The sequence below is a fragment of the Mesorhizobium sp. AD1-1 genome, from assembly GCF_020164655.1.
GTDB lineage: Bacteria > Pseudomonadota > Alphaproteobacteria > Rhizobiales > Rhizobiaceae > Mesorhizobium > Mesorhizobium ciceri.
Window position 1 is genome coordinate 19,100 of sequence record NZ_JAIUGP010000002.1, and the last position, 17,781, is coordinate 36,880.

Annotated in this window: 15 protein-coding genes; 9 read left to right on the forward strand and 6 right to left on the reverse strand. The window is 63.7% G+C overall.

All coding sequences use genetic code 11. The annotated features are described in order from the left end of the window. Positions 1-60: 60 nt before the first annotated feature. Positions 61-1,149 carry a citrate synthase/methylcitrate synthase gene (locus LB519_RS03585; RefSeq protein WP_224618736.1) on the reverse strand — a complete coding sequence of 363 codons (1,089 nt, stop codon included), beginning with the start codon at positions 1,147-1,149 and terminating at the stop codon, positions 61-63. A 92-nt stretch (positions 1,150-1,241) separates the two neighbouring features. On the opposite strand from LB519_RS03585, the gene LB519_RS03590 reads away from it, so the two are divergent. After that, positions 1,242-2,381, forward strand: coding sequence for a citrate synthase (locus LB519_RS03590; RefSeq protein WP_024502945.1), 1,140 nt, complete (start codon positions 1,242-1,244; stop codon positions 2,379-2,381). A 21-nt stretch (positions 2,382-2,402) separates the two neighbouring features. On the opposite strand, the gene phaR is transcribed toward LB519_RS03590, so the two are convergent. Next, positions 2,403-3,014 carry a polyhydroxyalkanoate synthesis repressor PhaR gene (phaR, locus tag LB519_RS03595; RefSeq protein WP_013529185.1) on the reverse strand — a complete coding sequence of 204 codons (612 nt, stop codon included), beginning with the start codon at positions 3,012-3,014 and terminating at the stop codon, positions 2,403-2,405. Between the two features lie 299 nt (positions 3,015-3,313). On the opposite strand from phaR, the gene LB519_RS03600 reads away from it, so the two are divergent. The 6 genes from LB519_RS03600 to LB519_RS03625 all read left to right on the forward strand — a co-directional run bounded on the left by LB519_RS03600 (position 3,314) and on the right by LB519_RS03625 (position 11,461). Beyond that, positions 3,314-4,492 (forward strand): acetyl-CoA C-acetyltransferase, encoded by a 1,179-nt coding sequence (locus LB519_RS03600; RefSeq protein ID WP_024502944.1) that lies wholly within the window; start codon positions 3,314-3,316, stop codon positions 4,490-4,492. Between the two features lie 198 nt (positions 4,493-4,690). After that, entirely contained in the window at positions 4,691-5,416 is a 726-nt protein-coding gene (gene phbB, locus LB519_RS03605) for an acetoacetyl-CoA reductase (protein ID WP_013529183.1), read from the forward strand. A gap of 727 nt (positions 5,417-6,143) precedes the next feature. After that, positions 6,144-9,536 carry a helicase-related protein gene (locus LB519_RS03610; RefSeq protein ID WP_224618738.1) on the forward strand — a complete coding sequence of 1,131 codons (3,393 nt, stop codon included), beginning with the start codon at positions 6,144-6,146 and terminating at the stop codon, positions 9,534-9,536. Positions 9,537-9,552: 16 nt separating this feature from the next. After that, positions 9,553-9,939: an RNA-binding S4 domain-containing protein gene (locus LB519_RS03615; protein WP_013529181.1), complete on the forward strand. Its 387-nt coding sequence runs from the start codon at positions 9,553-9,555 to the stop codon at positions 9,937-9,939. Between the two features lie 234 nt (positions 9,940-10,173). Continuing rightward, on the forward strand, positions 10,174-10,512 hold the full coding sequence (fdxA, locus tag LB519_RS03620) for a ferredoxin FdxA (RefSeq protein ID WP_013529180.1): 339 nt from the start codon (positions 10,174-10,176) through the stop codon (positions 10,510-10,512). A gap of 367 nt (positions 10,513-10,879) precedes the next feature. Further along, positions 10,880-11,461 carry a CarD family transcriptional regulator gene (locus LB519_RS03625; RefSeq protein WP_013529179.1) on the forward strand — a complete coding sequence of 194 codons (582 nt, stop codon included), beginning with the start codon at positions 10,880-10,882 and terminating at the stop codon, positions 11,459-11,461. A 165-nt stretch (positions 11,462-11,626) separates the two neighbouring features. Here LB519_RS03625 and LB519_RS03630 read toward each other — a convergent pair whose 3' ends face one another. Then, positions 11,627-13,549 (reverse strand): ATP-binding protein, encoded by a 1,923-nt coding sequence (locus tag LB519_RS03630; RefSeq protein ID WP_224618740.1) that lies wholly within the window; start codon positions 13,547-13,549, stop codon positions 11,627-11,629. On the opposite strand from LB519_RS03630, the gene LB519_RS03635 reads away from it, so the two are divergent. Both LB519_RS03635 and LB519_RS03640 read left to right on the forward strand, forming a co-directional pair. Beyond that, positions 13,527-14,186 carry a response regulator gene (locus LB519_RS03635; RefSeq protein WP_224618742.1) on the forward strand — a complete coding sequence of 220 codons (660 nt, stop codon included), beginning with the start codon at positions 13,527-13,529 and terminating at the stop codon, positions 14,184-14,186. The two genes, LB519_RS03630 and LB519_RS03635, sit on opposite strands and share 23 nt — an antisense overlap. Before the next feature lie 155 nt (positions 14,187-14,341). Then, positions 14,342-14,953: a LysE family translocator gene (locus tag LB519_RS03640; protein ID WP_024502939.1), complete on the forward strand. Its 612-nt coding sequence runs from the start codon at positions 14,342-14,344 to the stop codon at positions 14,951-14,953. Positions 14,954-15,134: 181 nt separating this feature from the next. Here the strand turns inward: LB519_RS03640 and LB519_RS03645 are convergent, their stop codons facing one another. The 3 genes from LB519_RS03645 to LB519_RS03655 all read right to left on the reverse strand — a co-directional run bounded on the left by LB519_RS03645 (position 15,135) and on the right by LB519_RS03655 (position 17,482). Continuing rightward, positions 15,135-15,905, reverse strand: coding sequence for an amino acid ABC transporter ATP-binding protein (locus tag LB519_RS03645; protein ID WP_013529175.1), 771 nt, complete (start codon positions 15,903-15,905; stop codon positions 15,135-15,137). Further along, positions 15,902-16,582, reverse strand: a complete 681-nt coding sequence (locus LB519_RS03650) for an amino acid ABC transporter permease (RefSeq protein ID WP_013529174.1) — start codon at positions 16,580-16,582, stop codon at positions 15,902-15,904. The genes LB519_RS03645 and LB519_RS03650 overlap by 4 nt, the downstream gene beginning before the upstream one ends. A 126-nt stretch (positions 16,583-16,708) precedes the next feature. After that, positions 16,709-17,482, reverse strand: coding sequence for an amino acid ABC transporter substrate-binding protein (locus tag LB519_RS03655; protein WP_013529173.1), 774 nt, complete (start codon positions 17,480-17,482; stop codon positions 16,709-16,711). Between the last annotated feature and the right edge of the window lie 299 nt (positions 17,483-17,781).

The window sequence follows — 17,781 nt, forward strand, 5'->3', positions numbered from 1 at the left end:
GGCCGCTCACCAGGAGGATCCTGATCGGATCGGTGTCGCTCGCCAGGCGCCGAAAGAACCTCAGGCGACCAGGTCCGGCACCGGCCCGATATAGCGCGACTGCGGTCGGATCAGCCGTCCAGTCGTCTGCTGTTCACGCGCATGCGCGATCCAGCCGGCCACGCGCCCGGCGGCAAAGACATTGCTGAAAGCTTGCGGCGGAAAGCCCGCCGCTTGCAGCACCAGCGCGGTGTAGAACTCGACATTGGTCTGCAGCGAACGCTGCGGCTTTGCGATCCTAAGCACCTCGAGCGCCGTTTGCTCGACGGTCTCCGCAAATGCCAGCCGGCGACCGGTTTCGCCCTCGCCGCCGAGTTGCCGCACGACGGCCTTCAGCACATCGGCGCGCGGATCGCGCACACGGTAGATGCGATGGCCGAACCCCATGATGCGCCTGCCCTGCGCGATCTCGTTGCGCAGCCAGCCGGCGGCATCACCATGCGCCTGGATCGCATCCAGCATCTCGATGACGGGGCCAGGCGCGCCACCATGCAGCGGCCCTTTGAGCGCGCCAAGCCCGGCCAGCACAGAGGATGTCAGGCCGGCCTGCGTGGAGGCGACCACGCGCGTCGCAAAGGTCGATGCATTGAGGCCGTGGTCGCAGACGGTCACCAGATAGGTGTCGAGCGCTTTTGTGAGCGCCGGCGAGGCGACGCGGCCGCCCAGCATCCTCAGCATGTCGGCGGCATGATCGGCGCGGCTGTCCGGCGCGATCGGCTGCTCGCCGCGCCGCAGGCGCAGCAGCGCCGGCGTCAGCACGGCGGGCGCCGCGATCAGCAGCAAGGCGTCGGTCAAGGTCTCGCCATCCGGCAGCTGCGCCATCCCGGCGCGCATGGCGCTGTAGACATCGAGCGGCGCCAGCAAAGGCAGCGAGGGCAAGAGCCGTTCGAACACGTCCGCACGCGCCTGTCCCAGCGCCCGCGTCAGTTGCGCATCATCGGGAAGGTCGTTGAAGAAGCCGTCGAGCAGCAGTCTAACCACCTGGGCATAGTTCCAACGGCCGGCCAGTTCCGGCAGCGAATGACCTCGGATCGTCAGACGGCCGCCAAGACCATCCACATCGGAAAGCACGGTTTCCGCCGCCACCACATCATCGAGCCCATTCGCCATAGCCTGTCTCCTTGAAGCATTTCCGGATCGGAGATAGAGATGGGCAACGTTTCCATCAATCTTGATCAATAGAATCAATATCAGGGCTCGATATGTCCGAGTGGTTGTCCCGGGAAGAGGCGCTGGAGAGACTCAAGGTGCGGGCGCAGACGCTGTACGCCTATGTCAGCCGTGGGCGCATCGGCATGCGGCCCGACCGCGCCGATCCGCGCCGCAGCCAGTACCGCGCCGACGATATCGCCGCACTGGCGACCCGCCGGGCGCGCGGCCGCAGCCCGTCAGTCATCGCCGAAAGCGCCATCGCCTGGGGCGAGCCCTCGATCGTAACGGCGATTTCGACCGTCTCGCACGGTCGGCTCATCTATCGCGGGCAGGACGCCGCAGTGCTCTCCGGGCACGCCACACTGGAAGAAGCCGCCGCCGTTCTCTGGGCTCTGCCGAAACCGGTGGCTTTCGAAGCAGCGTCGCCGGACGCACCCCATCAAGCTGGCCGAGCCTCGGCCTTTGCGCAACTTGCCGTGCTTGCCGGCCAGGGGCGCCCGTCGCTCGGGCGCAGCGCCGCCTCGCTGCATACCGATGCCGCGCACGCGGTCGGCGTGCTGGCCGCCGCGCTGGGCGCACCGGCGGGGTCAAATCCCGTCCATCAGCGGCTTGCGCAGGACTGGTCGGTGGATGCCGGCCGCGCCGATGCGATCCGCCGTGCGCTTGTCCTGCTTGCCGATCATGAACTGAATGCGTCGACCTTCGCCGCGCGCGTCGCAGCCTCGACCGGCGCGCCGCTGGCCGCTTGCCTGCTGGCAGGGCTCGCGACGCTGTCAGGCCCGCGCCATGGCGGCGCCGGCGAGGCGGTGATGCAACTGGCCGAGGATGCGGCGCGGCATGGCGCCGATGCGACGATCCGGCGCTGGCTCAGCCATGACCGGCCGCTGCCGGGGTTCGGTCATCAGCTCTATCCTGACGGCGACCCCCGCGGGGCGGCGCTGCTGTCGGTGATCGAGGTTGACGGCACACTATCGTCGCTGCGCGACGCTGCCTTTGCGGCGACCGGCGCGCTTCCCAACATCGACTTTGGGCTGGCCGCGCTGACGCGCAGCCTAGGCTTGCCGCGCGATGCACCGTTCCGCCTGTTCGCGCTCGCACGCAGCGTCGGCTGGGCCGCGCACACGGTCGAACAGATAACAAGCGGAAGTGTCATCCGGCCGCGCGGCCGCTATGAGGGCGTGCTGGTGTAAGGTCGCAAGAACGCCAGGCGCTCAGGACATCGTGTCGAGCTTGCGCTGCATGGCCGCGATCTGGTCCTTCAGTTCCTGAAGATCGTCGGGCTTGTCAGGCGTTTCCTTCCTGGCCGGCTCGGGCGACGTCGCAGCGGCTGGCGTGGAGCCCGCAGGCGGGAACGGCGTGAACAGCCGCATCGCATTCTGGAACATTTCCATGTTGCGGCGTGTCTGTTCCTCCAGCGCCTTGATCGGCGTGGTGATCTTCATCATGTCGAGCGGCGACTTGCCGAGCGCCCCCTTCATCTGCTCGCGAAAACGCTCCTGCTCCTTGGAAAAGGCAAGCATCGACTGTTCGAGGAAGCTCGGGACGATCATCTGCATCTGGTCACCGTAATAAGCGATGAGCTGGCGCAGGAACGGGATCGGCAGCATGTTCTGCCCGTCCTTGTTCTCCAGTTCGAAGATGATCTGGGTCAGCACCGGATGCGTGATGTCGTCGCCGGTCTTGGCGTCCTGGACGGTGAACTCCTCGCCCTTCTTGACCATCTCGGCGAGGTCCTCGAGCGTCACATAGGTGCTGGTGCCGGTGTTGTAGAGGCGGCGATTGGCGTATTTCTTGATGATGATCGGATCGTCTTTAGCGGCCATCTACATCCTCCCGGGGACACCGGCGCGCCTCTGAGTAAGCCGCCGATAACGATTGTGCCTTTTTTGAGGATATGCGCAAAAGCCTCACAATTCCAAGCAGTTTGTGCAGTGCGGGATCACTAAATGCTGCATGGCAGGTAAAATATGCTGCGCAGCAATGGACGAATGGCCGCCATGGCGAGGCATGGCCTGCTTGCGGCGCATGGGCGCCATGCCCATTTCCGGTTTGACTTGGGGTTGGGAAAGGGCAAGAAAAGTCCCCAACGACAGAGCAACACCCTTGAAGTCTGGAGAAGAAAATGTCCGCTTCCATCGTCATTGCCAGTGCGGCGCGCACGCCGGTCGGCTCCTTCAACGGCGCTTTCGCCGCCACCCCGGCGCATGAGCTCGGCGCCGTCGTCATCACGGAATTGCTGTCGCGTGCCGGCGTCGAACCAGGCGAGGTCGACGAGGTCATCCTCGGCCAGGTGCTGACCGCCGCGCAAGGCCAGAACCCGGCCCGCCAGGCATCGATCAATGCCGGCCTGCCCAAGGAAACCACCGCCTGGGGCCTCAATCAGGTTTGCGGCTCGGGCCTGCGCGCCATCGCGCTCGGCATGCAGCAGATCGCCATCGGCGATGCCAAGGTGATCGTCGCCGGAGGCCAGGAATCGATGTCGCTTTCGACGCATGCCCAGCACCTGCGCGCCGGCGTCAAGATGGGCGACTTCAAGCTGATCGACACCATGATCAAGGACGGGCTGTGGGACGCCTTCAACGGTTACCACATGGGCAACACAGCCGAAAACGTCGCGCGTCAGTTCCAGATCACCCGCGAAGACCAGGACCAGTTCGCGCTCGCCTCGCAAAACAAGGCCGAGGCCGCGCAGAAGGCCGGCAAGTTCAAGGACGAGATCGTCGCCGTCACCATCAAGGGCAAGAAGGGCGACACCATCGTCGACCAGGACGAATACATCCGCCACGGCGCCACGATCGACGCCATGACCAAGCTGAAACCGGCTTTCGACAAGGACGGCACGGTGACCGCCGCCAACGCCTCCGGCATCAATGACGGCGCCGCCGGCGCGCTGCTGATGAGCGAAGCGGAAGCGGTGAGGCGCGGCATCACCCCGCTGGCGCGCATCGTGTCCTGGGCAACCGCCGGCGTCGATCCGCAGATCATGGGCACCGGACCCATTCCCGCCTCGCGCAAGGCCTTGGAAAAGGCCGGCTGGTCGGTCGGCGATCTCGACCTGGTCGAGGCCAACGAAGCCTTTGCGGCGCAGGCCTGCGCCGTCAACAAGGACATGGGCTGGGATCCCTCGATCGTCAACGTCAATGGCGGCGCCATCGCCATCGGCCATCCGATCGGTGCGTCCGGCGCTCGCGTCTTCAACACGCTGGTCTTCGAAATGCGCCGGCGCGGCGCCAAGAAGGGTCTCGCTACCCTGTGCATCGGCGGCGGCATGGGCGTCGCCATGTGTGTCGAAGCACTCTGAAGAAAGTCACTAAACGGGCGGCGTGCATGCATGTCGCCCAAAAGTGCGCAGCGGTTTTGGGAACACCGACATGCATAAAACCAAACAGCTGAAGCGCATCGCCTGAACCTACTTCAGCGCGACGCGCTTTAGCCGCCCGTTCTGTATCCAGTGCCTGCCAAGCCCGACAACAGGGCGATATCAAAAAAGGGGAAATGCATGACCAAGGTAGCAATCGTCACAGGCGGATCGCGCGGCATCGGCGCGGCGATCTCGATCGCATTGAAGACCGTCGGCTATTCGGTTGCGGCGAACTATGCCGGCAATGATGCCGCAGCGGCGAAATTCAAGGCTGAGACCGGCATTCCGGTCTACAAATGGTCGGTCGCCGACTATGATGCCTGCGCCGCCGGCATCAAGCAGGTCGAGGCCGATCTCGGCCCGGTCTCGGTGCTGGTCAACAATGCCGGCATCACCCGCGACGCCATGTTCCACAAGATCACGCGCGAGCAGTGGAAAGAGGTCATCGACACCAACCTGTCCGGCGTCTTCAACATGACGCATCCGCTGTGGAGCGGGATGCGCGACCGCAAGTTCGGCCGCATCATCACCATCTCCTCGATCAACGGCCAGAAGGGCCAGGCCGGCCAGGTTAACTATTCCGCCGCCAAGGCCGGCGATATCGGTTTCAGCAAGGCTCTCGCCCAAGAGGGGGCGCGCGCCGGCATCACGGTCAACGTCATCTGTCCCGGCTATATCGCCACCGAGATGGTCAAGGCGATCGACGAGAAGGTGCTCAACGAGCGCATCATTCCCCAGATTCCTGTCGGCCGCCTCGGTGAGCCCGAGGAAATCGCGCGCTGCGTCGTCTTCCTCGCATCCGAAGATGCCGGCTTCATCACCGGCTCGACCATTACGGCCAATGGCGGCCAGTATTTCGCCTGACGACGGCGATGTAGGCGCAGAGATCGACGGGCCGGCGCGCCGGCCCGTTTTCGTTGGCGCCATGGTCCTTCGAAGTGACAGCACGGCTGCTGACCCAATCCGGCACGCAGAGGTTAACAGCGGCCCGGCCGGCCTGTGCGAAACCTGCTTCCAAGCCTGTGGATTCTCGGTGGATAAGCTGTTCACAACACAAGATATTGGGGTGAACAAAACGGGAAAATTCCGCTATCGCTGATTCGTCGCCGATTCGTTCCGGCTTTGAGCTGAACGTTAACGACGACAGCCGGAATCGCCTGCTAGTTGCTTAACGCGGATTAAGAAAGATCAACAATTTCATAACCTTGGTCGAGGCATGCCAAGCCACTGTGATCGTTTATCGACAAAGGTTAATGGCAATGCCCTCTTAGCACGAAACGGGCCAGTTCAGCGATTCAGCATGTGGTGCGTGTCGTGGTCGCGAAATCCACATATAGCCGTGAACAAAAGCTGAATCTGCAGGAGTCACTGATTCGTCGCCGATTCGTTCCAGACTCGTTCTATCCGTTAATCCGCATCTGATTGAGAGCTTGACAGAACCACCTTCTAGCCGCCGACGGAACATTCCGCTTTCGCTTCGCGCCCGAAATCCCTATGTGTCGCCTGTCATACGCGCCCATTTGAGGCACGCTCCCGACAACCAGAGGCCAGAAGCCTTATCTCCAGGTCCCGGAAGCCTTATTCTAGGTTGATGAACATCCAGCCCAAACACACTGAGCCGCTGATCCTGTCGGGCCGCGACGTGACCGCCGTGCTCGGGCCGACCAACACCGGCAAGACCCATCTCGCCATCGAGCGCATGGTGGCGCATGAGAGTGGAATCATCGGCCTGCCGCTCAGGCTTCTGGCGCGCGAGGTCTACGCCCGCGTCTGCGAAAAGGTCGGCGCCCACAAGGTTGCGCTGATTACCGGCGAGGAAAAGATCCAGCCACCGGGCGCCAAATATTCGGTCTGCACCGTCGAGGCCATGCCGCGCGAGACCGACGCCGCCTTCGTCGCCATCGACGAGGTGCAGCTCGCCGGCGACCTCGAGCGCGGCCACATCTTCACCGATCGCATCCTGCACCTGCGCGGCCGCCAGGAAACGCTGCTGCTGGGCGCCGCCACCATGCAAAGTATCCTGCAGCGCCTGCTGAGGGGTGTCTCGGTGGTGACGCGGCCGAGGCTGTCGCATCTTGCCTATGCCGGCTCCAAGAAGCTGACCCGCCTGCCGCGGCGCACGGCGATCGTCGCCTTTTCCGCCGACGAGGTCTACGCCATCGCCGAGTTGATCCGCCGCCAGCAGGGCGGTGCCGCCGTCGTGCTCGGCGCGCTCTCGCCGCGCACCCGCAACGCCCAGGTGGCGCTGTTCCAGTCCGGCGATGTCGACTACCTCATCGCCACCGATGCCATCGGCATGGGTCTCAACCTCGATCTCGACCACGTCGCCTTCGCCCAGAATCGCAAGTTCGACGGCTTCCAGTACCGCAATCTGACGGCGGCCGAGCTTGGCCAGATCGCCGGCCGCGCCGGCCGGCATCTGCGCGACGGCACGTTCGGTGTCACCGGCCAGGTCGACCCGCTGGACGAGGATCTGATCAAGAAGATCGAAGGCCACGACTTCGACCCGGTGAAGGTGCTGCAATGGCGCACCGCACATTTCGACTTTGCCAGCCTCAACGCGCTGAAGCGCTCGATCGAAACCAACGCCCCGGTCGAGGGACTGACACGGGCATTGCCTGCCGTCGATGCACAGGCGCTCGAGCATCTGTCGCGCGACGAGGACATCCGCGCACTCACCACCAATGCCAAGCGCGTGGCGCTGCTGTGGGAAGCCTGCGCGCTGCCCGACTACCGCAGGATCGCGCCGGCCCAACATGCCGACCTCATTGCCTCGATCTACACGGACCTCGCACGCCACGGCCATGTCGACGAGAATTACATGGCCGAGCAGGTGCGCCGCGCCGACACAACAGAGGGCGACATTGATACGCTCTCGCATCGCATTGCCCAGATCCGCACCTGGACATTCGTCTCGAACCGGCCCGGCTGGCTGGCCGATCAGGCACACTGGCAGGAAAAGACGCGCGAAATCGAAGACAGATTGTCGGATGCGCTGCATGAGCGGTTGACGAAACGCTTCGTAGACCGCAGGACTTCCGTCCTCATGCGGCGCCTTAGAGAAAATACCATGCCTGAAGCCGAAATTAGTTCTACCGGAACCGTCCTTGTCGAAGGCCACCATGTCGGCGAGCTGCAAGGGTTCCGCTTCACCGCCGACCAGACCGCCGGCGGCGAAGACGCCAAGGCGGTGCGCACCGCTGCCCAGAAGGCGCTGGCCGCCGAGTTCGAGGCGCGCGCCGAACGCTTCGGCGCCTCGGCCAATGGCGATATCGCGCTCGGGTCGGATGGCACGCTGCGCTGGATCGGTGCGCCGATCGGCACGCTTGTATCAGGCGAAGACGCGCTGAAGCCGCGGCTGGTGCTGCTGGCCGACGAACAGCTGACCGGCCCGGCGCGCGACAAGGTCGCCGCGCGTGCCGAGCGTTTCGTCAATTTCCAGATCGAGTCGCTGCTGAAGCCGCTGGTCGACTTGAAAAATGCCGACCAGATTTCCGGCATCGGCCGTGGCATCGCCTTCCAGCTGGTCGAGAATTTCGGCCTCATCAACCGCCGCGACATCGCCGAGGAGATGAAGTCGCTCGACCAGGAAGGCCGCGCAGCCCTTCGCCGGCTTGGCGTGCGCTTCGGCGCCTACCATGTCTTCGTGCCGGCGCTGATCAAGCCGGCGCCTGCCGGGCTGGTGACGCTGCTGTGGGCGCTGAAGAACGACGGCAAGGACAAGCCAGGTTTTGGCGACGTGGTCCATGCGCTCGCCTCGGGTCGCACCTCGGTGGTCATCGACCCCGCCTTCGACAAGACCTTCTACAAGCTTGCCGGCTACCGCAATCTCGGCCGTCGCGCCGTGCGCATCGACATCCTGGAACGGCTGGCGGATCTGATCCGTCCGGCGACCAACTGGAAGCCCGGCCTCGGCCAGCGCCCGGACGGCGCCTATGACGGCCAGTCCTTCATGGTGACGCCGCCGATGATGTCGATCCTCGGCGCCACCGCGGACGACATGGAAGAGATCCTCAAAGGTCTCGGCTACCGTGCCGAGCCGAAGCCGGCCGTCGAGGTCAAGGCGCGGCTCGAAGCACAGGACAATGCCGCGCGCGAAGCAGCGATGGCGAAGCTTGCGGCGGAAGAGGCTGCACGAGCCGAGCAGACCAAGGCGGCGGACGCCGCAGCAGAGGCAGCAGTCGAAGGGTCGGAGCCGGCATCGGACGCAGTGGCCGTTTCGGAAACGGCGGCCGAAATGACCTCCGACGCCGCGGCGGAACCTGCTGCGCCTGCCGTGGGAGAACAGGCGGACGCTCCGGTCGAAACCGTGCAAGACGAAGCGCCTGTTGCCGAGGCTGCTGCTGAACCGGCACCGGTTGAACCGCAGGCAGAGGCTGAAGCTGCCGAGACTGAAGCCGCAGCGGCAGAAAAAGTTGCACCGGCCGAGCTGGTGTCAAATGCCGCGCCGGCAACGGACGCCGCGCCGGACGAACCCGTGACGGTGACTGAAGCAGCCACCGGGGAACCCGCCCCGGAAGCCGAAGCGCCAAAACCCATCCTGTTGTGGCGTCAGGGTCGTTTCGAACAGCGCCCGCGCAACCGCGACGACAACCGCAGGAACAATCGCCCACGCAACGGACAAGCGCGCGGCCGAAGCGATGCGCCTGCGGACGCCGGCGCACCGAACGCCGCTGCACCCGGAGAGCGTCCGGCCCATGAAGGACGGCGCGATGGAGCCGGCAAGCCGCGCTTCGACCGCTCGAAGTTCAAACCCAAGCCGCAGGCCGAAGGCGAACAGCGACGTGACAGGCCGCAGGGCGAGCGTCCCGACCGCCGCGAAGGCCGTCCCGACTGGAAGGGTGGCAGGCCGGATGGCAAGGGTGGTCCGCAAGGCGGCAAGCCCGCCTTCCAGCCAAAGCCGCGCGAGGAGCGCCCGGTGCGTTTCGATCCGGATTCGCCCTTCGCCAAGCTCGCCGCTCTGCGCGACCAATTGAAGAAGTAGAACCCGGCTCGCTTCGATGGTTGCCGAAGGCCGCCAGCGCATCGACAAATGGCTGTTCTTCTCCCGCGTCGTGAAATCGCGCTCGCTGGCGGCGAAGTTGGTCGTCGCCGGCCGGGTCCGCATCAATCGCGACAAAGCAGCGCAGGCTTCCGATCAGGTCAAGCCAGGCGACGTCCTGACCATCACGCTCGAGCGGCGCATCTTCATCTGGAAGGTCCTCGGCGCGGGTGCGCGACGCGGCCCGGCCGAGGAAGCCCGTACGCTCTACGAGGATATGTCGCCACCGCCCGCACCGAAGGGCGAAGCCCCTCCCGATGCAATTCCGGGGCTGCGCGAGGCCGGCAGCGGCCGCCCGACCAAGAAGGAACGTCGCCAGACCGACCGATTGCTCGGCGAAGATTGATGCCTGGCGTCCAAAAACAGGCGGCGCTTGCCAGGATAACGACGTGTTTGAAGCAAAACTGAACCCGGCAAACAGGAAGCCCTGCATGAGGTCGCCGGCCTCTGGGGCGCCGGCTGCCTGGAATTCCATTTCGAAACGCTGATGCCGACAGGAATGGCTGCCCTTGCAAGCAGCGGCCAAAGGCGTTACCTGACGGAAAAAGCCCAACAAAATGGGACGTCCCGGAGCCGACCGATGACCTATGTCGTGACCGACAATTGCATCAAATGCAAATACATGGACTGCATCGAGGTCTGTCCGGTCGATTGTTTCTACGAAGGCGAGAACATGCTCGTCATCCATCCCGACGAGTGCATCGACTGCGGTGTCTGCGAGCCGGAATGCCCGGCCGACGCGATCAAGCCCGACACCGAGCCCGGCCTCGACAAATGGCTGCAGGTCAATACCGAATATGCCGAGAAATGGCCCAACATCACCGCCAAGAAGGAACCGCCGGCAGACGCGAAATCCTTCGACGGCGAGGCCGGCAAGTTCGAGAAATACTTCTCCGCCGAGCCCGGCGAAGGCGATTGACAATACGGCCGGAAAGGCCGGTATTACGCAGGGTAAGAGGCACGTCACATTAACCGGCTTGACAGCCGGCGCCGGGTTGTGGCCTTCGCGTATGCAGCAAAACCTTGATTCTTCCGACTTTTTGTGTTACATCAGCGAAACATGCCGGTGACACAACGTCGATTTATGGCGCAGACGCCCCAAATCACTGAAAGGTGAAAATCCCATTCGGACCAGAGCGATCTGGGCCAGGCGGTCGCGATGTTGCGGTTTGCCGGTCCGGCTTTTCCGATGGGTTCATCTGTTGTGCGGCTAACGGTCGGTTTCTCCGATCGCGCGAGTTCGGGCCGGCAGGACGCCGGTACCACAACAAGGAGTTCAGTGCGCAATGGCAACGATCACCCCGCAGAAGAAGTCCACCGCTGCGCGTCACGGTTTCAAGACCGGCGAGTACATTGTCTACCCGGCGCATGGCGTCGGCCAGATCGTCTCGATCGACGAGCAGGAAGTTGCTGGACACAAGCTGGAACTGTTCGTCATCGACTTCTCGAAGGACAAGATGCGCCTGAAGGTGCCGGTCGCCAAGGCGACCTCCATCGGCATGCGCAAGCTGTCGGAAGAGGATTATGTCGAACGCGCGCTGAAGGTCGTGCAGGGCCGCGCCCGCGTCAAGCGCACCATGTGGTCGCGCCGCGCCCAGGAATATGATGCGAAGATCAATTCGGGCGACCTGATCTCGATCTCGGAAGTCGTGCGTGACCTCTACCGCGCCGACAACCAGCCGGAGCAGTCCTATTCCGAGCGTCAGCTCTACGAGGCGGCGCTCGACCGCATGGCCCGCGAGATCGCGGCCGTCAACCGCATGTCGGAAACCGAAGCCGTGCGCTTGATCGAGGTCAACCTCAACAAGGGCCCTAAGCGTGGCGCCAAGGCCGACAATGAAGAGGCCGAGCAGGAAGAAGCTGCCTGATCTTTCTCACCTTTCGAGAAATCCTGCGTGAAACGATTGGAGGCTCCGGTTTGACCGGGGCCTCTTTTGCTTTCGGGCGGCAGCTTCGATGTTGGTAGGCCCTGCGCACCAGCGTGCTGCATCGCGGCTTGCCGGCGCGCCGAGCCGTCGAGCGCGCGTTTCGTTTTAACGTGTGTCGCCACTTATCGCCTTGCCGCCAAAGCAGACCGCGGCAATGGTCTCGCGCAATTCCTCGTCGGCGATCGGCTTGTGCAGGATGCGGCTGCCGCTGGCGCTGATCTCCTTGAGGCGCGCCGGCGACGTATCGCCAGTAATGATGATGGTCGGGACAAGCCGGCCGATATGGGCGTGAAGCGCACGGATCGCGTCGGTGCCGGTGGTGTCATTCTCGAGACGGTAGTCTGCGATGATCAGGTCGACCGGCGCATCGCCGGCAGCCAGCGCCGCCGTATGGGCCTCCTGCGCCTCTGCGGCGGAGCGGCCGGGATAGACACGATGTCCCTCCAGGCTGAGCAAGCGCACCATGGCATCGAGAACGTCGCCCTCGTCCTCGACCACCATGATGCCGGCGGCACTGCTGGCCGGCGATGTCGTGTCGACCTCCAAGCGAGCTTGCACCGCGCCGGCCTTCGCGACGGTGATGGAAAACAGGGAACCGCGCCCGGACGTCGAAGCCAATTTCAGGGGGTGCCCCAACAGCTCGGCGGTGCGGCGAACGATGGCGAGCCCGAGTCCCAAGCCTTGCGTGCGGTCCCGCGCCGGGTTCTGCAACTGCACGAACTCCTCGAAGACCATCCCCTGCTGATCGGCGGGGATGCCGGGGCCGCTGTCGAGGACCTGTATCTCCACACATGCGCCGCGCCGGCGACAGCCCAGCAGGACACCACCTTGCTTGGTGTAGCGAAGGGCATTCGAGACCAGGTTGTTGAGGATGCGCTTCAACATCATCGGGTCGCTGTCGACGTAGAGACTGCTGTCTACCACGCGCCACGTAAGTCCGCGTTGTTTTGCCTCGGCGGCGAATTCATTGCGAAGATCACCAAAGAGGTCGCGCAGCGGCACCGCCTCGCTCGTGACCGTGACGATGCCCGCATCGAGCCGCGAGATATCGAGCAAAGCGTTGAGCAGCCCACTGAAGTTGCTGACAACCGATTTCGCCCGGCTGGCCAGATCGCGCGCCTCGCCGGAGGGTACGTCGCCGCGCTGCCCCAATATGGCAAGCGTCGAGACCAGCAGGCTCAGGGCATGGATCGGTTGGCGCAGATCGTGACTCGCCGCCGCCAGAAAACGCGTCTTGGCACGGTCGGCGGTCTGCGCCCTGTCGCGTTCCTCTTGCAGGTGCTCGACCAGCGTTTCGTTCTCCAGTCGCAGGCTGACGGTTTCGCGCAGCATGCGGTAGGTGATACGGCAGTAGTAGAAATTGATCGCCACCAGCGATGCGAGCAGGAACAGGAAGGCGCCGGAAATATCGCTTTGGGTGGTCAAGCAGCGCAAGGCGACCGGAACCACCGTGGCCAGGATGGAACCGACCAGCGCCGGCGGAAAGGCCGACAGCGACGGCACCGTACCGCAGACGAGACCAGTCAGGACGATAACCGTGAAGGACAGCACGATCGGCGCCTCGGGCATAAAGCCGACCCAGCCAAGCACCCCCCACAGAAGGCCCGACATACAGGAAAACGCCGTGGCCAGCCATGCCCAGCGCAAGATCGAGCCGCGATCCCTTGAGCGGCTGAAAAAACGGCGCGACGCCAGCACCCGGATAGCCGTCAGCAGATACAGCGCCGCCAGCCAGCCGGTCAGCCAATTGGCGGAAACGGCCGTTCTCAGAACATAGACCGCCGCCATCGAGATCACGATGTTGGAGATGACCACGCCGTAGGAATTGCGATACAGGAGTTCGACCAGGGCCTGGCGTATCTTGTCTTCCTGCATCGAATCCCTCCAATTGTCCCAAGTAATTCTCCGGCCGGTCTTCCCCGGTACCGTTGATCTACCGGCAACCTGTTTCGCATAAGTTGGCGATCGATCCATATACGCCGCTGCAGCCCTGGATGGTGCCCCGATGAACCGCTCGCTCACCGCCATACTCGCCGACGACCATGCCATCGTGCGCGAGGGGCTGAAGCTGCTTATCTCGGCTATGGACAATGTCTCGGTCGTCGCCGAGGCTGCGGATGGCGAGGCGCTGCTTGGCCAGCTGCGAAGCACGCGCGCCGACCTTTTGATCCTCGACCTCGGCATGCCGGGTGTGGCCGGGATGCAGTTTATCGCCACCATCAGGACCTTGGCGCCACGCCTGCGGATCGTGGTGCTGACGGCCAATGTCGAGCCGAGGACAGTACGCGCCGCGCTCAGCGCCGGCGCCAACGCCTACCTGACCAAGGATGGCGATCCCGAGGAACTCGGCGCTGCCATCGAAGCGGTCAAGAACGGAGGCACCTATCTGGCGAAAACCGTTCGCTTCGCGGTCAGCGATATAGGCAGGGACAGCGAGCCGATAGCCGCGCAGGAAATCCTGTCCCCGGTACCGCTGACGCGGCGCGAACGGCAGATCCTTCAACTGGTGGCGCAAGGCATGATCACGCGCGACATCGCCGAACGACTGGGCATCAGCCTGCCGACCGCTCGCAAACATCGCGAAAATCTGATGGGCAAGCTCGGTCTCCACAACACCGCCGAACTGACCGCCTACGCGGTTCGTCTGGGATTGCCCACCGGCTGATATCGCAGCCGCTACAATGGGCGACCCGGCAACGTCCCCTTAACCATCGGCAGATTAGCCAAACCCGATCATCATCCAAATACGGCATCCGCCGTATGTTTTCGGCCTGCCCCCCGGCCTACTCCTCCCACGGCTTGATCATGGGAGGAGCTGTCATGCCATCGCTGGATCTCTGGATTCCGTTCGCCCTCGCAACGCTCGCCTTCGCCTGCATGCCAGGACCGGCGATTCTCTACATGACAGCGCAGACGCTGGCCCATGGCCGTCAGGCGGGATTGATGGCGGCACTGGGTGTCCATCTTGGTTGTTACGTGCACATCCTGGCCGCGGCGGTCGGGCTCGCCGCACTGATGGAACACGCGCCGGTCGCTTTCTTGGTGATCCGATGGGCGGGCGCCGCATATCTCATTTCGCTGGGCCTTGCCATGTTCCTGGGCTGGAACCGGATGGGTGAGGATGGTGCCAGGCCGGCCCCGAACACATTTCGCGACAGCATGGTCGTCGAGATCCTCAATCCCAAGACGGCACTGTTCTTCCTGACCTTCCTGCCGCAGTTCGTGGATCCGTCAGCCGGCATGGCCGTCGGGTTGCAGTTCCTCATCCTCGGCATCATCGTCAATCTCATCTTCTCGATGGCCGACCTTGCGGCGGTCGGCATCGCCTCGCTCGCCGTTGGCCGGTTCACTGGCGCCGGATGGGTGATCCCCAAGACATGCGGTTCGATCCTCATCGGACTTGGCGTGGCGCTCGTCAGCCATCATATCTGAACCTGCAAATGAAGAGCCGCGATTTCGGGGGAGATCTGACGGTGAAATTTCAGCGGCTGCTGGCGGCAAGGCCCGATATGCCGAAGGATGGCTGACGGCCTGCTCGCGCATCCGGCAAGATATACCGGAACCGGCGCGCCTTCGGGGCCATCGCCCGAATTCTACAGACCCTAGGCCGCGCCTACCCGCCGCCGCCTTCCTTCTCAGCCTCCTGCTTCAGCGTCGCAATGAACCGCTTCGTCCGTTGCTGCTCCGGATTGTTGAACAGCACCGCGGCCGGTCCCTTCTCGACGACGACGCCGGCATCGAGGAACACCACTTCCTTGGCGATCTTGGAGGCGAGGCGCAGATCATGCGTCGCCATCACCATGGTCGTGCCTTCACTGGCGAGCTTGCCAAGCACGTCGACCACCTCTTGCGCCAGTTCCGGGTCGAGTGCCGAGGTCGGCTCGTCGCAGAGCAGCACTTTCGGCGACGGCGCCAAGGCGCGGGCGATCGCCACGCGCTGCTGCTGGCCGCCCGACAGCGTCGCCGGCCAGGCGTCGGCCTTGTGCGCCATCCCCACCTTCTCCAGCAGAGCCAGCGCCCGCTCGCGTGCCCTCTCAGGCGCCCATTTCAGCACCGTCACCAGCCCTTCCATGACGTTCTCGATCGCGGTGCGATGCGGAAACAGCTGGAAGTTCTGGAACACCATGCCGGTCTGCAGCCGCAGGCGCTGGATATCCCTGGCCGGAACCCTGCCACCAGGATGGAATTCGAGCGTCTCGTCGCCGATGCGCACCGTGCCCGAGGTCGGGATCTCCAGGAGGTTGATACAGCGCAGCAGGGTGCTCTTTCCCCCGCCCGACGGGCCGACCAGCGCCGTGACGCTGCCTTCGGCAATGGTGACCGTCACGCCCTTCAACACGAGATTGTCGCCAAAGCGCTTTTCGATGTTGCTGAGGCCGATCATGAGCGTGCCTCCAGGAAGCCGCCATAGCGGTTGAGCCGGGTCTCCAGCCGCGTCTGCAAGGCCGACAGCACCGAACTCAGCGCCAGATAGAGGATCGCCGCCTCGACATAGAGGATCAGCGGCTCATAGGTGGTGGCGACGATGCGCTGCGCCGCCTGGAACATCTCCGGCACGGTGATGGCGGCGGCCAGCGACGTATCCTTGACCAATGAGATGAAGGTGTTGGAAAGCGGCGGCACCGCGACCCGGCCGGCTTGCGGCAGGATGGTGCGCCGCATCGCCTGGCTCCAGGTCATGCCGATCGAATAGGCGGCTTCCCATTGGCCCTTCGGCACCGAGCCTATGGCCGCGCGGATGATTTCCGACGTGTAGGCGCCGATGTTGAGCGTGAAGCCGATCAACGCCGCCGTGAAGGCGTCGAGCAGGATACCGACCGACGGCAGGCCGTAGAAGATAAGGAACAGCTGCACCAGCAGCGGCGTGCCGCGGAAGATCCAGACATAGAAGCGCACCAGCGCGACCAGCGGTTTCGGACCAAACAGCCGGGCAAGCGCCGCACCCAACCCAACGGTCAGCCCAAGGACGAAGGACAACAGCGTCAGCGGCACGGTGAAGATCAGCGCCGCCCACAACAGCGAAGGCAGCGACTCCAGCATCAGTTGCAGCCAGTGCGGCACGTAACATCCTCCAAATAAGTCGAGGCTTCGTCGAGGCGCGACATATCACGACAAAAGCGGCGGACCGTCAAAGACGGCTCGCCGCTCGATATGTCCTGTGGGCCGCGGAGCGGCCCGCCTCATAGATTACTTCGAAACGTCCTGGCCGAAATAGGTGTCGGAGATTTTCTTATAGGTGCCGTCGGCCTTGATGTCGGCCAGCGCCTTGTTGATCGCCGCGACCAGCTCCGGATCGCCCTTGCGCACGATGACGCCGGAATAGTCGGCGTTTTCCTCTTGCGCGGCGATCTTCACATTGGCGTCGGGCTTGTGCTTCTTGAAGTCGAGGAACGACAGGCTGTCATTGATCGTGGCGTCGGCACGGCCTGTCAGAAGCAGCTGGATCGATTGGTCGAAGCCATCGGTGCCGACCAGCTCGGCGCCGTTCGTTTCGGCCAGCTTGCCGAAATTCGAGGTCAGCGACTGCGCCGACTTCTTGCCCTTGAGATCGGCAAAGGTCTTGATGTCTGTGTTGTCGCCGCGCACGATCAGCACCGCCTTGGAGGCGATGTAAGGATCGGAGAAGTCGTACTTGGCCTTGCGGGCATCGGTGATGCCGACCTCGTTGATGACGGCGTCATAGCGATTGGCGTCGAGGCCGGCGATCAGCCCGTCCCACTTGCCTTCGAGGAATTCGACCTTGACGCCGAGCTTGTCGGCGATCGCCTTGGCGATTTCGACGTCGAAGCCGACCAGTGCGCCCGAAGTGTCATGATAGGTGAATGGCGCATAAGTGCCTTCCGTGCCGACCTTGATGACCCCGGCCTGCTTGATCTGGTCGAGATTGGCGCCGGCATGGCCTGCGGTGACAGCCAAGGCCTGCAGCGTTCCGGCGATGATGAGCGACTTGAGCCATTTCATTTTTCTGTGATCCCGTCCTTGGCCGGCCGACCGGCATATTGTGAGCGATGGAAACTGACAGATGCAAGCCGAAAAAATAAGGAACAGAATTCCAAAAACAACCCGTTTCTGAAATCGGATACTCAAACTGGCGCTTTCCAGCCGGCACCAGAACTGTCGCGGATCATCCCCGGAGCCCGTCGGGCAACACAATCCCGCAGCCACGGTCGCGGAACCTTTCCCGCGCATGGCAGTTCTGGCTGTTCTAGGGCACGACGCCGCCATTTCAACCCGGGCGCCAGCCAAGTTTGCAAAGTCAT

Coding starts and splice junctions, on each gene's coding strand:
- LB519_RS03585 (WP_224618736.1), bottom strand. CDS start 1,149: ATGGCGAATGGGCTCGATGATGTGGTGGCGGCGGAAACCGTGCTTTCC.
- LB519_RS03590 (WP_024502945.1), top strand. CDS start 1,242: ATGTCCGAGTGGTTGTCCCGGGAAGAGGCGCTGGAGAGACTCAAGGTG.
- phaR (WP_013529185.1), bottom strand. CDS start 3,014: ATGGCCGCTAAAGACGATCCGATCATCATCAAGAAATACGCCAATCGC.
- LB519_RS03600 (WP_024502944.1), top strand. CDS start 3,314: ATGTCCGCTTCCATCGTCATTGCCAGTGCGGCGCGCACGCCGGTCGGC.
- phbB (WP_013529183.1), top strand. CDS start 4,691: ATGACCAAGGTAGCAATCGTCACAGGCGGATCGCGCGGCATCGGCGCG.
- LB519_RS03610 (WP_224618738.1), top strand. CDS start 6,144: ATGAACATCCAGCCCAAACACACTGAGCCGCTGATCCTGTCGGGCCGC.
- LB519_RS03615 (WP_013529181.1), top strand. CDS start 9,553: ATGGTTGCCGAAGGCCGCCAGCGCATCGACAAATGGCTGTTCTTCTCC.
- fdxA (WP_013529180.1), top strand. CDS start 10,174: ATGACCTATGTCGTGACCGACAATTGCATCAAATGCAAATACATGGAC.
- LB519_RS03625 (WP_013529179.1), top strand. CDS start 10,880: ATGGCAACGATCACCCCGCAGAAGAAGTCCACCGCTGCGCGTCACGGT.
- LB519_RS03635 (WP_224618742.1), top strand. CDS start 13,527: ATGAACCGCTCGCTCACCGCCATACTCGCCGACGACCATGCCATCGTG.
- LB519_RS03630 (WP_224618740.1), bottom strand. CDS start 13,549: ATGGCGGTGAGCGAGCGGTTCATCGGGGCACCATCCAGGGCTGCAGCG.
- LB519_RS03640 (WP_024502939.1), top strand. CDS start 14,342: ATGCCATCGCTGGATCTCTGGATTCCGTTCGCCCTCGCAACGCTCGCC.
- LB519_RS03645 (WP_013529175.1), bottom strand. CDS start 15,905: ATGATCGGCCTCAGCAACATCGAAAAGCGCTTTGGCGACAATCTCGTG.
- LB519_RS03655 (WP_013529173.1), bottom strand. CDS start 17,482: ATGAAATGGCTCAAGTCGCTCATCATCGCCGGAACGCTGCAGGCCTTG.